General features: G+C 42.1%; 13 protein-coding genes. 6 read left to right on the forward strand and 7 right to left on the reverse strand.

Annotation, left to right across the window (positions count from 1 at the left end; genetic code table 11):
- Positions 1-5 precede the first annotated feature (5 nt).
- Positions 6-2123: a serine hydrolase domain-containing protein gene (locus tag MFF31_RS08830; protein ID WP_238187655.1), complete on the reverse strand. Its 2118-nt coding sequence runs from the start codon at positions 2121-2123 to the stop codon at positions 6-8.
- A gap of 265 nt (positions 2124-2388) precedes the next feature.
- Between MFF31_RS08830 and MFF31_RS08835 the strand changes: the two genes are divergently transcribed.
- From MFF31_RS08835 to MFF31_RS08845, 3 genes are all read left to right on the forward strand, one after another.
- A complete protein-coding gene (locus tag MFF31_RS08835) occupies positions 2389-4170 on the forward strand; it encodes a helix-turn-helix transcriptional regulator (RefSeq protein ID WP_238187656.1) in 1782 nt (593 codons plus the stop codon).
- 368 nt (positions 4171-4538) lie between these two features.
- Positions 4539-5273, forward strand: coding sequence for a FlxA-like family protein (locus MFF31_RS08840; RefSeq protein ID WP_238187657.1), 735 nt, complete (start codon positions 4539-4541; stop codon positions 5271-5273).
- 381 nt (positions 5274-5654) lie between these two features.
- A complete protein-coding gene (locus tag MFF31_RS08845) occupies positions 5655-7115 on the forward strand; it encodes an amino acid permease (RefSeq protein ID WP_238187658.1) in 1461 nt (486 codons plus the stop codon).
- 132 nt (positions 7116-7247) lie between these two features.
- On the opposite strand, the gene MFF31_RS08850 is transcribed toward MFF31_RS08845, so the two are convergent.
- The 3 genes from MFF31_RS08850 to MFF31_RS08860 all read right to left on the reverse strand — a co-directional run bounded on the left by MFF31_RS08850 (position 7248) and on the right by MFF31_RS08860 (position 10496).
- Complete coding sequence (locus MFF31_RS08850; RefSeq protein WP_238187659.1) at positions 7248-8150, reverse strand: alpha/beta hydrolase; 903 nt, start codon at positions 8148-8150, stop codon at positions 7248-7250.
- A 179-nt stretch (positions 8151-8329) separates the two neighbouring features.
- Complete coding sequence (locus MFF31_RS08855) at positions 8330-9778, reverse strand: DEAD/DEAH box helicase (protein WP_238187660.1); 1449 nt, start codon at positions 9776-9778, stop codon at positions 8330-8332.
- Positions 9779-9944: 166 nt separating this feature from the next.
- Positions 9945-10496, reverse strand: coding sequence for a helix-turn-helix domain-containing protein (locus MFF31_RS08860; RefSeq protein ID WP_238187661.1), 552 nt, complete (start codon positions 10494-10496; stop codon positions 9945-9947).
- A 145-nt stretch (positions 10497-10641) separates the two neighbouring features.
- Between MFF31_RS08860 and MFF31_RS08865 the strand changes: the two genes are divergently transcribed.
- Complete coding sequence (locus MFF31_RS08865) at positions 10642-11046, forward strand: DoxX family protein (protein ID WP_238187662.1); 405 nt, start codon at positions 10642-10644, stop codon at positions 11044-11046.
- A gap of 33 nt (positions 11047-11079) precedes the next feature.
- A complete protein-coding gene (locus MFF31_RS08870; protein WP_238187663.1) occupies positions 11080-11850 on the forward strand; it encodes a DODA-type extradiol aromatic ring-opening family dioxygenase in 771 nt (256 codons plus the stop codon).
- 255 nt (positions 11851-12105) lie between these two features.
- Here MFF31_RS08870 and MFF31_RS08875 read toward each other — a convergent pair whose 3' ends face one another.
- Positions 12106-13155, reverse strand: a complete 1050-nt coding sequence (locus MFF31_RS08875) for a bifunctional transcriptional activator/DNA repair enzyme AdaA (protein ID WP_238187664.1) — start codon at positions 13153-13155, stop codon at positions 12106-12108.
- A gap of 392 nt (positions 13156-13547) precedes the next feature.
- On the opposite strand from MFF31_RS08875, the gene MFF31_RS08880 reads away from it, so the two are divergent.
- Entirely contained in the window at positions 13548-14000 is a 453-nt protein-coding gene (locus MFF31_RS08880) for a hypothetical protein (protein WP_238187665.1), read from the forward strand.
- Between the two features lie 284 nt (positions 14001-14284).
- Here MFF31_RS08880 and MFF31_RS08885 read toward each other — a convergent pair whose 3' ends face one another.
- Together MFF31_RS08885 and MFF31_RS08890 are read right to left on the reverse strand one after the other, a co-directional pair.
- Positions 14285-15889 (reverse strand): response regulator transcription factor, encoded by a 1605-nt coding sequence (locus MFF31_RS08885; protein ID WP_238187666.1) that lies wholly within the window; start codon positions 15887-15889, stop codon positions 14285-14287.
- Positions 15886-17670, reverse strand: coding sequence for a cache domain-containing sensor histidine kinase (locus tag MFF31_RS08890; protein WP_238187667.1), 1785 nt, complete (start codon positions 17668-17670; stop codon positions 15886-15888). The genes MFF31_RS08885 and MFF31_RS08890 overlap by 4 nt, the downstream gene beginning before the upstream one ends.
- Positions 17671-17761: the final 91 nt, after the last annotated feature.

Genomic DNA, 17761 nt, shown 5'->3' on the forward strand with positions numbered 1-17761 from the left:
ATGAATTAACGGCTAAATTCCTTATCAAAGATTTTATCATGGTTCGGATCTACTTCTGGTCCTACAGCATTGGTGTTAAGTATCATAATATGCTCCCCGCCCAGAGGGCCGCCCACAAGTGTTGAGAATCCGATCGTTCCGCCTGCAGCTGCCCAATAGGACTCCCCATTCGATAGCTTTTTCTCCATAATTCCTAATCCGAAATTTCCAAAAGGCGAGGGGTGACCTGTCGTCATCTCCTTCATCATCTCGTCATTTAATAATTTTCCGCCTAGTAGGGCGCTCATGAAGGTTACAAGATCATCCGCAGTTGATACCATATCCCCAGCAGCATTTCCCCACGAAGGGTTGAACTCTGTGAAGTCATACAGCTTCATTGATCTATCTATGTTATACCCTCTAGCATGATCCCCTGGGATATGCGGATTACTGCCGCGCACAGATGTCCCTGTAAGTTCCAACGGGTCGATAAACCGTTTCTTTATTTGCTCTGCATACGTTTCTCCTGTTACTTTTTCAATAATAAGACCAGCGAGCACGGTATTTGTATTTGAGTAGTCAAAATTCGTTCCTGGCGCAAATACAGGTGGTTTTGCCAACCCTTTGTCTACGAGCTCTTTGGTTGTATAGTAACGATATGGATTTTGAGGTATTGTAATGTCTCGGAAATCGAGATCCGTATAGCTAGCAATTCCGCTGCGATGATTTAATAATTGAGAAATCAGAACTTTGTTACCGTCATATCCATTACCCTTAACGACACCTGGGAGCCATTTTTCTACAGAGTCATCCAAGTTTAACTTCTTCTCCTGAGCTAACTGCAATATTACGGCAGCAACAAACGTCTTTGTGACGCTTCCGACTCGGAAAGAAAAGTGAGGTTCCATTGGATATGAATCTTCCATACTAGCTAGACCTGAAGCATAAGACCATCTTTCTCCGTTCTGTAGTCCTCCTGCCACTATTCCCGGTATATACTTGCTTTTTACCGATTCATCGATTAGATTTTTGATTTCGTTTCGATTCGCTTCTCCTGAAAATTCCGCTGATTGAATGCTCGTTAGATGAGGTACCGGATTACCTAGCGCATTTATATTTATCGAAATGACATGATTACCATCCTTGGTACCGCCTGCAAAATTAGCAAATCCCGGAATGCCGCCGCCATGCCCCCATATGGTGACGCCATTTGGCAACGTTACGTCATGCAGACCTAGCCCGTAATTCCCGATTGGTGTTTCAACAGTAGTCATCATTTCCTTCATAAGCGTAGGCTTCAATAACTTCCCACCCAGTAATGCACGGAAAAATGTTGTCATATCGTTGCCAGTCGAGATCATTTCCCCTGCTGCTCCGGTAAACGAAGGATTAAGTTTGGTAATATCGACTAATGTACCATTCACCTCAATGTACCCACTTGCATGTTGTTTAGGGATAATGGTTGAGCTGCCGGGAAATGATGTCTCTTTAAGCCCAAGCGGCTCAATAATTCTTTTTTTAATCTGCTTCGCATATGTCTCTCCTGTGGCCTTCTGGATAATGAGCCCCATAATAACTGTATTCGTATTTGAATAATGCCAACCTTTGACTGGTTTTTTCTTTAATCCCATAGTAATGAGCTGTTCGACGGAATAATTTTGAGTAGGGTTCTTGATTAGTTTTTGTTTGAGATCGTCATCTAAGTAGTCTGCAATTCCACTTGTATGATTTAATAACTGACGAATTGTAATTTTATTGCCGTCATGCCCATTACCCTTAACGATACCCGGGAGCCACTTCTCTACCATATCATCGAGACTTAATTTCTTCTCCGAAGCGAGCTGCAAAACAACCGTTGCAACGAATGTTTTTGTCGTACTGCCGATTCGGAAATAGTAGTCATCTTCTAACTTATGATTACTTTTTATATTAGCTTCGCCCGAAGCATAAGACCAACTCTTATCACCCTTCTTCACGGATACGATTACACCCGGTACATTTTTGCTGTTTGCGGCTGTGTCGATGGCCTGTCGGGTTGGAATTCCACTCGCATTTACATAACTATGGGCTGGCAGTGCGAGGGTGCTGATTAACAAGGCGGATAAAGTAAGTCTCAGTCCTTTTTTGATAGTGAATTGTTTCATCTTTCATCGCTCCTATACTTTTCGAATGTGTTGTTTCACCCCCTTAATGTAAAGCATATGTTGTTAGAAATGACATTGACGAAACCGCATCAGTTTTTGATGACATCGCCTTAAATCCTGTCAACTAATCGGACTGACGAATTGTCATCTGTCAGGAGTGACAATGTATCTGGAGCTTGACGGAAACGGAAAAAATGGTGCATGATGAATCAGAATTACTTGATTCTTCACGTATCTTTTTAACATTGGCAGGTGTACATAGAACATGATAGATATAATAAAAAAGTGGTTTTGGTATGATTGGATGGCAGTTGGTTTACGAACAATATGGTTGTTCATTGTCGCCATTGCTAGTTTTGTGAACCCTTCACAAGCCGTTGCACCGGTTTGGACAATCATCTTTGTCTTATTGGTTTACCTCATTCCGCTTATGGTCAAATATAGGAGTGAAAACAAATACCTAGTTGTCGAAGTGATATCGGCGGGTTTCTTTTATCTCTACATTGCCTATGTAGCGTCAGATTTGCTTTGGTCCTTTGCTATATTTGTCCTTATTATCGGCTTAGCTAGCAATCGAAAAACGTATGTATGGACGGGTATTAGCGGTGTTCTTATCTTCCCTATCTTGAATGGTTGGATTTCGAATCAGCTTCCATTAGAGTTTGTTGTTAGTTGCAGTATCAGTTTTATTATAGGATTTGCGTTTAATGTACTCATTCAATCTCACAATCAAGCTGGAATTATTCAAGAGCAGAAGCAATTACTGGAACAGCATCTTTCAAAGATAGAAGAGCTCACCCTTAAGGAGGAGCGGAATAGGCTGTCACATGAGTTGCATGATACGATCGGTCATTCGCTAACTTCATTGATTGTTGGTGTAGAGTCACTTCGATCGTCCCTCCCTGCCTCACAGATTGAACGGGTCGATACTCTTGTTTCAATAGGACAGCGCAGTCTAGATAATATCCGAAAGCATTTGCACCAGCTCTCGGATACTCCATCAAATCATTCCTTAAGTGAATCAATTCAGCAATTAACACAAGAGTTTATGAAGTCTACAGGTATTACCGTTCATTTCCGTGTGATCGGTAGTGAGACACTTGTTATGCAGAAAATGAATTTTTGCCTGTATCGCTGTCTTCAAGAATCGCTTACGAATGCAGTTCGTCACGGTCAAGCGAGTAAGGTGTCTGTAGATCTGTATTTCGATAGTCAGCATCTTCGGCTGCAGATAGAGGATAATGGAAGTGGAATGGAGACAAGCCAGTTCGGATTTGGTCTGCAAGGTATGAAGGAACGACTTAATCTGTTGCATGGTTCGTTGTCTGTTCATTCTGGACCGCAGCAAGGAACTATCGTCATCTGTACGATTCCTTTGCAGATTGAGCTTGTACAAGGTACTATCCGTTTGCTCATTGTAGACGATCAAGTCATCATAGCGGATAGTTTAAAGCATATTTTGGATCAGCATACAGACTTTCTTGTTGTTGGTACAGCTGGAAATGGGCATGACGCTTTAACACTTTGTGAGCAATCCCAACCAGATATTGTGCTGATGGATGTTCATATGCAGGGAATGAATGGGCTTGAAGCGTTACAAGAGATGAAGAGACGTTGGTCTACCATGAAGATTGTGCTTATGACGACGTTTGAGGATACGAAGCAGGCAGCAACAGCACTGGAGAATGGCGTTGAAGGATATATGTTAAAGTCGATTCATCCGAAAGAGATGATTGAAGCAATGAAACTCATCTATAACGGAGGAACTTGGATTGATCAGACAGTTGCTGCGAGAGTATTTGAAGAGATGAAACGTCAGCGCGAGGTACTAGAGAAGATCGGCCCTAATGATCCGTATGGGCTAACGAAAAGAGATAGGGAGATTCTAGAGCAATTGTCTAATGGGATGCGATACAAGTCGATTGCTGCCAATCTCTTTTTGACGGAGGGGACAGTACGTAACTATTGTTCGACGCTTTACTCGAAGCTCGGCGTTAGCAACCGTGAGGAAGCGGTTGAACGTGCTCGATCAGAGAATCTATTATAAGCCTTGCCACGGGCGTTGCATAAAGCTCAGACATAGAAAGGTCTGAAAATTAATAAAGTATTTTTCGAAGAAATATCCAAAAGGTCGAGTACTTCTTAAAGGTCACCCCATTGATCTGTTTATTTTATGTATAAGTGTTTGTCAATGATAGTTACTTTAGACTCAAAATAGCTCTCGTTTTCACTCAGTTGATGTTCTGCTTGGCGTGAGATTCAGTAGTGCAAGCCACACATTATTGATCAATAAGTAACAGCCCTCTAAGCATGAAAAGCGGGAAGTTAGTTTTGAAGATAGGTATTATAAAACAAGGCTTTTCTTCCGATATTAGTATAAAATCCATTTGTGAATGGAATTAGGAGGAACTTTCCATGTCTTATATGTCTAGTGTTTCGAATTCTGCTAGAGGGTCCAAAGGGATGACTTCATACTCTGTGCAGGACAAGAAAATACAGCAACTGAATAAAGAACTGGCAAGAATGCAGGAAGAGTTAGGCAATGTGAATAACAACCAAGATCTAGACCCTAAGTTGAAGATGGAACGAGTAAAAGCATTAACGAGCAGTATTCAGGAAATTGAATCTAGAATCTCCGAGAGTAAGATGGAGGATGTTAAAAAGAAAGTTTCTGAGTCACAATCGACTGATTCGCGACCTTCTCGTTCAAAATCTGAACATGATCCCGATCTTGCTATCATTGTTGAGAAGAGTGCTTCTCTATCTCAGCTAAATAAAATGGCTGGTCAACGAACTAAGACGGAGGGTGAAATTAAAACCCTTGAGGGTGGCGTTCGACTTGACCGAACAAACTTGGAATCAGGATCATCCAACGATTCAGGAAGATCAGAGATGCTTCAAAATGCTGAAAACACAGTATTCAAGCTGAAGCGTGAAATGGTGCAAGAAAAACAGGATCAACTTAAAGTCACGGATCAGAAAATGAGTGAGCTTGTCTCATCGATAAATGAACCTGTTGAGGGTGGAGATAAGCCTGCTAACATAGAGGAAACAGCCCCTACAAATGCTGAAAATGTAGGCAACCCTTCGGGTACGAAGGAACAGAAAGTGAAGGACCGAGCCTCAACTACTATAGATATTAGGGTATAGCTATTTTTAAAAATATAATAATGACCGGCAGCTCTTTTTTTTTGAGGGTTGCCGGTCATTTTAGTTCAATCATACTTGCGCGATGTATTTATTCACTGTGATACATATTTATACATTCAAAAAGTAATCGCATTATGGTATTGTTGCATAATGCCATTAGCATTTTGACACGCTAGAACTCTGCGAGCAGGTTCTAATTTTTTTGAATTCATGCATTGAAATAGATATTGATGGTTTTGTATGGTGATATTAGGGAAGCTTAAAATAGATAATAAGCTTGAATACGTCTTATTTAGAGGAATGAATTGTGATCTATGCTCTGAGCTTAGTTAACGAGTATGAGATGCAGTTCATGGTTTAGAGAGGAAGAAGGAAGACAACATGAGCAACCAGAGCAGTCAGAAGAAGCAGGGGAACGAACAATTGGTGCGTGGACTGAAATCACGCCATTTGACAATGATTTCATTAGGCGGATCAATTGGAACAGGACTATTTTTGGCAAGTGGCGGTGCTATTCATACGGCGGGTCCTGGTGGAGCGCTTGTCGCTTATGCGGCAATTGGGTTTATGGTTTATTTTCTAATGACGAGTTTAGGTGAAATGGCTGCTTATATGCCTGTTTCTGGTTCATTCAGCACCTATGCAGGAAGATTTGTTGATCCAGCGCTTGGCTTTGCGCTCGGATGGAACTATTGGTTTAACTGGGCCATTACGATTGCTGCTGAAATTTCGGCTGCCAGTCTAATCGTGAAATATTGGTTGCCCGAATCCTCTTCGCTTCTGTGGAGCGCATTGTTTCTCGGTATTATTGTGTTTATCAATTACTTGTCCGTTCAGGCATTTGGCGAGTCGGAGTATTGGTTCTCCATGATTAAAGTTGCTACCGTCCTTATATTTATCGTTGTTGGCATTCTAATGATTGTTGGAATTATGGGTGACAATGAAGCAGGTTTCAGCAACCTGACAGCGGGTGCAGCGCCGTTTAATGGCGGGTTCATGGCGCTGCTGGGTGTATTTATGACAGCAGGGTTCTCCTTTCAAGGTACGGAGTTAATTGGTGTTACGGCTGGTGAAAGTGAAGATCCGGCTAAAAATGTGCCAAAAGCCGTTAAGCAAATTTTTTGGCGCATATTATTATTTTACATCCTGTCCATCTTTGTCATCGGTACATTGATTTCTTATCAAGATCCGATGCTGCTTAATGCAGATATAACGAATATTGCAGTTAGTCCATTTACAATTGTATTTGAAAAAGCAGGTTTTGCTTTCGCCGCATCAGTGATGAATGCAATTATTTTGACCTCGGTGCTGTCAGCAGGAAGTTCCGGTCTATATGCGTCTACCCGTATGTTGTGGGTGCTTGCTAAGGAGGGCAAGGCGCCAAGTTGGCTGAAGCGTCTCAACAAAAGGGGCATACCAATTGCTGCCCTCTTCGTTACTGCTGCGATTGGCATGTTAGCGTTCTTTGCTTCGTTATTCGGGGAGGGCGTAGTCTATATGTGGCTGCTTAATGCTTCCGGTATGTGCGGATTTATTACATGGCTTGGCATTGCAATTAGCCATTATCGATTCCGCAAGGCATTCGTCTTGCAGGGTCACAGCTTGGACGAGCTGCCTTACAGAGCAAGATGGTTCCCATTCGGACCAATCGTTGCGTTCGTCGTTTGTCTTATCGTTATTTTGGGTCAAGGTTATTCCATGTTCCGTGAAGGGAACGTTAATGTGTATGGCTTGCTCGCTACTTATATTGGTCTTCCGCTATTCCTTGCCATGTTCATCGGATACAAAGTGAAGCATAAAACGCGACTTCTTACTCTGGAGGAGTGCCGGATTGAGGACTAAAGATAGCATAAGGTGCGGTCAACCCGTGTAACTTTTCCTATTTTTTATGAAGCGAGCTGTATCCTCAAGATTGACCTAAATTCAACAAAATAACAAAAGCTTTGCGGGGCTATAGATACCCTTTATTAAGGGTTATTTGTTGCCAATAAGGTGATGATGGAGAAACGTAATTTGATCTGAAATCACTTGTTGACGTATATGAGAGCGATAGAAATCGAAATGGGCAACCGGGTAGCTTTTGAGTGTAACATTAGAGATATTCACTACGATTTGCTTTGTTAAATCCCCTACAGTTTCTTGGTCGAATTCGGCCATAGAAACCAAGACAGGCATTTTGATAAGATGAGCACTGTTACTAGGTTTATATCTCATCATCTCCAAGAGGGCTCGAGGTGCCACTTCGTTTCGCCAGTGCTTACTTGTCATGACATCAATCGTTTTTTTGGCATCTGAACTAGCCATTACTGCTAATTCACCAGTGTTCCCTACGGCAGGTATGTAATGCGGGGCTCTACCTAGTAAGCCGCGAAGCTTGTCTTTGAATATGGCTACTGCAATTTTCCGTGTGTCTTTGGAAGAACGACCTTCTACTTGCTTTGGAAAACCATTAAAGGGTATTTGTGATAATACAGCTGCTAGTCGTGAATCTTTTGCGGCGACTGTTATGACATGCCCACCCCCTAACGAAGACCCCCACAGCACAACTTTTTCTGGATCAATAGCGTCATGGTTTCGAACATAGTGGATCGCTGCATGAAAGTCTTCGACCTGTCCTTTTATACTAACGAGTTGACGTGGTTCACCATCGCTCTCCCCAAAGCTTCGATAGTCGAAAGTTAGTGCAGCGATTCCAGATTCTGCGAAGGAGGTAGCGTTGGAAATGATTGATGGCGTATCTTGAGTGCCGCCAAAACCAGAACCCATTACTACGCATGGAAGATTTGCATTTAGTTTTGAGGGGAAGTAGAGGTATCCGGTGCAATTCATCCCCCCTGAAGCAAAAGAAATTTTCGTACGTTTAATGATGTCAGTCATGGATTAGTATCTCCTTTGAGAGTAAAATCGGAAATTATTACTTAATTATATTATAAAAAGTAAGAATGATTATCTCTTGTTCACAAAAAAACGCTTTTTTAAAAGAACTAAACCCGAAGTGGAAAACAAAAAGGCCGGTCTCAGCAACATGCCAAGGCCAACCTTTTGCAAACGTATTATTAGCTTTTATTTCCGCGACGAACTTTTAATAACTTGCCTTTGATTGTCGTATTTTTCATCAATTCAAGTACAAGCGATCCTTTACCATTCAGAATCTCTACATCTGTTACATGATCGAGAATCGTAATGATGCCGATATCGTCGGCGTTTACACCTTCTAGCTTCGCAATTGTGCCAACGAAGTCGACCGCTCTAAACTTCTTTTTCTTGCCGCCATTAAAGTTAAGCTTCATAATTTGTTTGTTTAATTGCTCGCGTCTGTCTTTTTTGAGTTCAGGCTTAGCGTTGTTTTTCTGGTCAAACTCTTCTCTGCGGCGATCTACAGCCTCATCAGAAGGAGCTTTTACCTTTGTAATTTCAAAGCCGATATAAGCTTCAATATCTGCTAATCGTCGGCCATCATTTTTCGTGACGAAAGTAATTGCTTTACCCGTCTTGCCTGCTCGTCCCGTACGTCCTGTGCGATGAACATAACTTTCCTTTTCAAGTGGAATGTCGTAGTTAATGACATGGGTAATATTCGAAATATCGATCCCTCTAGCAGCTACATCCGTTGCGATCAAGTAACGGAATTGTCCTCGTCTGAAGGCAGTCATAACCTCGAAGCGCTCTTCCTGCTCCATGCCGCCATGAATACGATCACATGGATAATCAAGATTAGCCATTTCTCTAAATAATTTATCCACATTCTCCTGTGTACGACAGAACACAATACAGCTGTCTGGATTTTCTACAATGAGTAGATTTTGCAACAGTGTAAGCTTGTCCGTTTCCGTAGTTTGAATAAGAGAATGTTCGATGGTAGCCGTCGTAAGGCCGCTCGCCTTGATCTCAATTTGAACAGGGTTGTCCATATATTTGCGTGATAGCTTAGCTACATCTTCAGGGAACGTAGCAGAGAACAACATCGTAACCCGTTCACGAGGAAGCGCTCCAATGATGGACTGGACTTGCTCAATAAAGCCCATGTTCAACATCTCATCCGCTTCATCAATAACGAGGTAAGAGATCCGTTCAAGTGACAGCGTGCCACGTTCAATATGGTCAAGTACACGACCGGGCGTGCCCACAACCATATGTGTTCTTTGTCTTAGCTCCGCCTTTTGCATATGAAAAGGATGTTTACCATAAAGAGGTGTTGACTTGATTCGCTTAAAACGCCCGATATTCGTCAAGTCTTCGTTGACCTGAACAGCAAGCTCACGGGTTGGTGTCAAAATCAATGCTTGCGGCTTATTTTCGTTCCAATCAACGAGTTCGCAAAGTGGAATACCGTAAGCGGCTGTTTTGCCGCTGCCTGTTTGCGATTTGACTACAAGATCCTTTTTCCCAAGTGCAACAGGAATAACTTCCGTTTGAACCTCTGTTGGTGTTTCATAACCTAAGCTCGTTAGAGCTCTTACGATTTCTTCACTTAATTGATAGTCTGCAAATTGCTTCTCGCTCATCATTAACCTCTTCTACACTATATTCGAATACTCATACATACAGAGTTTCACCGTACATTTACCGTATACGTATCTATTATACTCTGAATGGCTGAACTTTTAACATGCGCGGAAAAAATGATAAGCACAAGTACCATATCGGTTGTGTATTCCGTTAGTAATGAGTTTATAGGAAATCCGGTACATGATCGGTTTCGGTGTAGATGGAGATGAGAATAATTGCAGGTTCTTCACCGATATTTCTGACCAAGTGGGGTGTGCAGGCATTCCAACTGAAAGAGTCGCCCTCTTTAAACTCAGCATGATCTTCCCCTTGTTCAGCGAAGATGGTTCCTTTCATTACAAAATGAACCTCCTCACCCTCATGGGCGTGAGGGGCATCTCCAGTTGCAGTGCCAGGAGGGAGTTCGACGATCATCATTCTAACGTTTTTTGTGGAGCTTAAGTGCTCCACTTTTAAATGGGCAAGTCCGCTTTTAGTAATCCGTCGCTCATTCGCTCGGACAATATTCATACGCTCCTCTTGTTGAAGAAGTAAATAAGCAAGAGGTACTTTTAGCGCCTTTGCAATGCTTTCGAGCGTAGCGATAGAAGGTGAAGTTTTGTTTGTTTCAACCTGACTCATAAAGCCTTGAGATAAACCGGTTTCCTCGCAGATTTGAGCGATCGTAATATTTTTCCGTTTTCGAATTGCTCGTATGGTGGCACCGATATTCATTGTATGTTCACCTCGCAAAATATTTGTAATACGAATGTTAAATTAATAATAACAATATTTTTGTTGACATGCTACATCATCGCATAATATATTATTAATACGAAATAAACATTCTTATTACTTATAAAAAAGGAGATGAAAGAATATGAATAAAGGTACAGTGGCAACAACGATGATGCGTGTGGTGCTCGGAATTATATTTCTAGCTCACGGAATTAGTAAATTGCAAATGGGTTTAGGTAATGTTGAGGGTTGGTTTAGTTCCTTAGGTATTCCCGGATTTTTGGCTTATGCCGTTGCTGTTCTCGAGCTAGTCGGGGGTGTGATGTTAATTGCAGGACTCTTTACCCGCTATGTTTCGCTACTTCTTGCTGTCATGCTTATTGGTGCGATCTTTACAACAAAGCTGTCCGCGGGACTACTTGGAAGCAGTGAGATGGCTGGTTATGAATTGGATCTAGCCCTTATGGTTATGGCGATTTATTTGATGGTTGCAGAAGCTTCGCCGCTATCGGTTGATCATGTAATCGCTAAAAAACGCAGCGTTTAATGCAAATACATTCAAGTAAGGAGTGAATAATAGATGATGCCTTCCTATTTTTTCGCGCATGGCGCACCTTCGATTGTGTTAGAACAAAATGACTACACAGATTTTATGAAAAGATTTGCGGAGAGTACACCGAAGCCTAAAGCGATCGTACTTTTTTCGGCACATTGGGAACAAACAAAGCAGACGATCAGCTCTGTTGATACGTATAGCACCATTTACGATTTCGGTGGCTTTCAAGATGAGCTTTATCAGATGACCTATCCGGCCAAAGGAGATCGTTCGTTAAGCGAAGGGATTCATTCTTTGTTCGATAAACATGGCATTAAGGGCGTAATAGATGAAGAAAGAGGACTGGACCATGGTGCGTGGGCTGTTCTCAAATTACTTTACCCCGCTGCGGACATTCCGGTAGTTGGTTTATCTGTTAATCCTAATCTAACGAATGAGCAGCAGTATCATATCGGCAAAGCTTTGGCAGAGCTTCGCGAACAGGATGTCCTGGTTATAGGCAGCGGCGGGACAGTCCATAATTTGCGAAGGTTAAACTGGCAGGGTGATGGGAACGACGAGTGGGCAGAATCCTTTGATAATTGGTTAAAGAGCAAGTTAGAAACGTGGGATGTCGATGCGCTGTTTAACTACAGAGAATTAGCACCTTATGCTGTGGATGCTGCACCGACTACGGAACACTTTATTCCCTTGTTGATTGCGATGGGGACAGGAGATAAGAGCCGTAAGGCGGAATTGCTTCATCAGAGTTATCAATTCGGCAACTTAAGCTTGAACTGTTGGCGATTTAATTGACGGTAATAAAAGAGAGTTGAATAGAAGTAATTGTTAAACGAAATAAAGTGATAGACTTATCGAAATAATAAAAACATCGGCAGTCAGGACTGAAAATAAACGCCTGATCCGCCGATGTTTTTTGTGCTCATATTGTCTTTTAAGAGGACTATTCTCTTTCATCTTTGTGAACGAAATGCTGCTTCAAGTTAACCCTTTTAAGGCAAACGATTTTGTGTGAATGATCGTTCCATAAAAAAGGTAGCGATTGCTACCCTAACAATTTTTTTGTTTTTCATGAGTTAACAGCCAGTTTTTCCGTGTTATTCCGCCACCGTACCCGCCTAAGTCGCCATTCGTATTAATGACACGATGACAAGGAACGATGATCGCAAGTTGATTGGCTCCGTTGGCTTGAGCTACAGCACGAAATGAGGTAGGTTTGCCAAGTGCTTTGGCGATATCTAAATAAGACCTTGTTTCTCCTGCTGGTATGTTCATTAATTGCTCCCACACACTTTTTTGAAAGGGTGACCCTAATAAATGTATCGGAGTTTTAAAATGGTTTAGAGAACCATTAAAGTATTGAGTCAGTTCCGCCTCAATGGATTGAATAGGTCCCGTCATGCCAGGAATAATCGCTGATTTTGTCCGCTTTCTAAGCCGCTCTACTTCTCGTTCTAGACCTCTTCGATCTACAAATTCCAATAGATGAAGCGCTTCTTCATCTCCAATCGCAATCATAGGTCCAAGACGCGTATCAATCCAAGATGCTCGCAATATCTTTCCATCTTCTAATAAGGTGGGTGCTGCGCCCATGATGCGAGAGAATGCGTCTCTAAAACCGCTGCTTGATTCATATCCTGTCGATAGTTGAGTATCTATGATGGATTGCCCCTTTCTAATATTTTTCAGTGCAAGTCCCATGCGGCGTGCTCGTGCATATTCAACAAAAGTCATGCCGAATCGCTTTTTGAATTGGCGGCGCGCAGTGGATTCATCAACCGAGAGCTGTTTGAAATCTTGTCCCGTCCATCGTTTTTCAGGATTATGCTCAACCGCTTCAACAAGTACTCGGACAATCTCTGGCACGTGATTTGGATGTGATAAGGGACGGCATCTTTGGCAGGGTCGGAAGGAGGCTAGAAGTGCTTGCTGTGCGTTTTCGTAAAACTCACAGTTTTTGAACATTGGTTTCCGTGCTGGACAAGTCGGACGGCAAAATACACCCGTTGTTTTTACTCCGACATAAAATACGCCTTCGTATTCCGTGTTTTTCTCTACTAGAGCCCTGTAATATTCCTCATACTGTTCGACACCAATCATAGCAGCACATCCTAACCGTGAAATGTTGTTTTAATTATAAAGCAACCCCCAAATTGGCGTCGCCGAAAATCAGGCATTCATTTTTTATTGGTAAGCTGATAACGACGAGGGTAGTTCATGTATCAAGTGATCTCAAAAGATCGCTATTAGAAGGGATATGGTGTTTTGAAAGATTCGGGAGATGAATGGACTAACGTGCATAACGATGTCAGCCAGCTGCCAACGAGTGAAATTCGCTCCTTGTGTACAACAAGGCTACTCTTTAGGGATAGCCTTTTTCGTGTTTTCAAATGACAGAAAATCAATCATCAGGGGGAAGCACGTATGAAGAAAGTGATAGCTATTGCAACATCAGCAGCCATTTTGGTTAGTTTATCAAGTAGCACAGAAACTTGAGATTTGGACATGGCACGAATAATCAACCGACCGGCTTAGTAGCGATGCCAGGCGATATGATCAACGTATATGTGGACGCTGAGACTCAAGTGCCTTCGCTTATCTTCTCACAACAAGAGGGGTCATGGTCCAGTTGGGGCGAGAGTGTACAATTGCGTCCAGGTAAAAATACGATTGTGGTGCCGGAAGAGCAAGGTAAGGCACCGCGGATTCGCTTTGAGGGACTAACACAGATTCCTATGATGACGAAGGATACAGATGTTGCGGAGTTTAAAGCCTTTTTGACAACGTATAAAGAGCAATTGGATGCGGACAAAGCAGCATATCCAAATGTTACAGATCGTAAAATGATTGATGTCGTGGAAATGGAGATGGATCTGACCATGCAACATGGGGAGATGCTAAGCTGCATTCTGCCAGTAAAGAAGTCTAGTTACGTAGCAAACTAGCCATTCATACCTGAAGAAAACGGGGCTGCTCCAAAAAGTTGTGCATAAAAAAGCTGACCCCGTTTTTCTATTGTTAAACATCCTTCAAGTGCTTATTTGAAATATTTCATATCATAAGTGATGATGTAAATGACATCGTCGTTAACAGTTGTAACGGAAATCTGATCGATTGACTTCTCTAATTCGGAGAAGGTTATTACTCCATCCGTATTTGTAAAAGTTTTCTTGGAAGAGAGTTCTATACCGAATAACCCAGGGATTTCACGTTCATTGCGAAACTCTGCCTATGACTGATCTTTACGATATTCCCCCGGATTGATTCCTACAAGCTTTTTGAATACTCTACTGAAATATTTCTCATCGTGATAACCAACCATCTCCGCAACTTGTGCAATACGCAGATGGGGATTATGAAGCAGCAGCTTTGACTTGTCGATGCGGATGCGACTAAGGTAGTCGAGTAACGTAACGCCGTATTCTTGCTTGAATTTGCGTGCGATATATTCTCGGCTTAGGAAGAAGCGACTAGCGACGTCCTGAAGCGATATATCCTCTTGGAAATGATTCTCCACAAATTTAGCGATATCATGAATGAAAAAGTGCTCTTTCGTATGAAGCTGAGTCAATATTTTGGAAGCAGCACCTATGCGATTTTCCATTTGAGCTTTCAACTGTTCAAAGTGAAGCATCCCATCCTCATTTAGAGGCAAAGGGTGAAAAGGCTCATCGTTTGCTGTATCTCGCTCTACAGCATGAGGTTCTTTGTTTTCACTTTCAAACCATTTAATTTGCATCCAATCCCATTCATTATCCCACTCAATCAGTTGTTCAGGCGTAACAGAGCCTAGCGACTTGATGCTGTCCACCCACTTCGCTGTGATCCGTTCGAATTGTTCACGGTTGCCGCTTAGTGCTGTAAGGCGAAGCTGCTCTTCAATCGACGTTAAGCGGAGCGGCCTTGCTGATTGATTGCTATGCTCCTCGAACTGATGCAGCCGAGAGGATACAAGTATATTTCGATTCCATAACGCTTTGGAAGCATCGAGGTATGCTTGCGATACTTGCTCAGGAAATGTCCGCTTCATCACAACCCCGAAATGAACGCGACGGTTCAATGTTGCATAAATACCATCATTAATTTCGTTTAGTAGATTGGTAAATGAACTTCGGTCATCCCAATACAGAATGACAATTTCACCTGAGCTATTTAGGTGGCGGAATGCGATTCCCTTCGACTTCAGCAGTTCGTTGCAAATATTTCCGATGATGAAATAGAGCAGCAACAATTGACCTTGGAATTTCTCTATTAGTTTCTGGTCCAGCTGTGAAATAGATAAAACAGCAACCGAGCAGGACGATACAGGCATCGGAATACGAATATCTTCATGAAGCTGATTAAGAAGATCTCTGCGAGTCTGTCCAGTGACGAGCTCTGTTAACAACTTGTCAACATAATGAGGTTTCATCTCGTTGACTTCAATGCTCTGCTGCATCATCCGTTGCCGTGAATCCTCTTCCTTGCGCCAACAATCTGTTGCTTTGCCCAGTGCCTCGTTCAGTATATCGGCTTTGACCGGTTTAAGAATATAGTCCATCCCACCATTACGGATAGTATGACGAACATATTCAAACTCATCATAACCACTTATAACAATCACTTTAATTTGAGGTTTATTTGTATGAAGCCAGGTCAGTAACTCTGCCCCATTTTTACGAGGCATTTTCATATCGGTCAATACGATTTGCGGGTTCATCGTCTCAATGATAGAGACAGCTTGTTCACCATCAGTAGCTTGTACGACTTCTGATATTCCGTGCGCAGACCAATCTGCTAATAAGTTGATGGCATTTCGTACATGTTTTTCGTCATCTACAATTAATACTTTCATGAAAGCCCACTCTCCCAAACACACTCTAAGGTGATCTTCACGCCATGAGGTTCTATATTTTCAATTCGGAGGACAGCTGTGTCAGCGTAATAAAGTTGCAGTCGCATAAGCACATTGTACAAACCAATAGATGTACGCTCTGTCTCAACATTATCTTCGTTTACATGGTCAATTAACAAATTTTGTTGAAGCTGTTTAAGCTCATGCTCAGGGATAGAGACACCGTTATTCTCTATTTCAATAATAAGCCGTTCCGCAGATGATATCCAGCTTCGTACGAATAACTGTCCCATGCCTAGATGGGGGTCCATCCCATGTTTGAAATAGTTCTCAACGAGCGGCTGCAGCGTCATCTTAGGAATTGCTGCGGTTAAGCTGTCAGGAGCTAAGTCCAGTGTATATTCGAACTGCTCATCGAATCGTTCCTTTTGCAGGCCCAAATAAAGCTTTAAATGGTTGGCCTCCTCTTTCAAGGTCACCAGCACCTCTCCGCTGCGCATTTTGTAACGCATAATATCTGCTAAGGAAGAGAGATGGTTATAGACACGCGGCACATTGTGCTCCAGTGCTACAGTACCGATTGATTGTAAGGTGTTATACAGAAAGTGTGGATCGATTTGCGATTGCAGCGCTTTAAGTTGATTCGTCTTGTTAGCTAATTCAAGTTTATATTTTCGCAAAATAAGATTGTTAATTGTATCCATCATCTGTCTGAATTGCCTGGATAGGTAGCCGATTTCATCTTTGCTGTTCAGCTCAATCTCGACAGTTAAGCGGCCCGTCTGAATTTGATTCATATAGCTCGCCAGTTGCTTAATGGGTTTCGTAATACGGAATGAAATAAACAACGTACCAATTATAACAGCGAGAAGGGCGAGCAAGGCAACAACAACGTTAATGGTAGTCAATTCTGTCGACCTATAATAAAGCGCATCATGAGGAATCTGCTTCACTAACGTCCACTGGGCAAACGGAAGTTCCAGCTTCTCATACACTTGGATGGAGTCATCATCATCAATAACGCCAGAATCGTTCATTGTTTTCTGTGCCGCCAAATCAGCGTTAGCAAGAGGTTTTCCAATTTCTTCTGGATTACCGCTGTAAATGACGATATTGTTTTCATCCAATAGGTACAGATATTCATCTTTCGCATTATTAAGTTGGTTACAGATCGCAGCAATACTATCCAATTTTACATCAATGGCCAAAATAGCGAGTTGCTCTATAGATGGAATTCGAGTGATCGGACGATAGAAGGTAAGTACCGGCGCATCTGAATCATTATTGAGTGAAGCGGGAAATCCATAACTATGAGCTGTATGAGGCGGTTCAATGATGATCTTGTCTGAATCATATTTTTCAGTACTTATAAATGGTGAATCACGCTGTTCTCGTCTTGGCACACTATTAGTTATGAGCGTGGATTGATTGGTCCCGTGTGCATGCATGTATACCTGCTGAATATCCGGCAAAGATCCCTGTAAATTTTGCAGGGTGCTATACATTTCTGCAATTGCCTGATAGTCGTCGATGTCTTTGGATAAGTTATTTAGGAAATGCGGATCGGAGTAAACGACGACAGAAGCACGGTTAATGCTCGTTAAATAATTGCTTAAGTTGGTTTTACCTTGAAAAATTAACTTGGCATTTTCACTTAAAGCTTGTTCCTTGATTGATTCCCGCGTGTGGATGAGCGTAATGACTAATGAAAGTACCAAGGGCACGATAGTAACGACTAACATGAATTTAATTAGTTTTGTCCGTATGCTGTGAGAATTCATGAGCAGTCACCTCGTTTCTGTTAAGGATATAAGTGGAATGAGATCAATATTGTACTCCTATTGGTTCACGATCGTCTGTTTTTTTATCTTT

The organism is Paenibacillus sp. L3-i20, from assembly GCF_022180385.2.
GTDB lineage: Bacteria > Bacillota > Bacilli > Paenibacillales > Paenibacillaceae > Pristimantibacillus.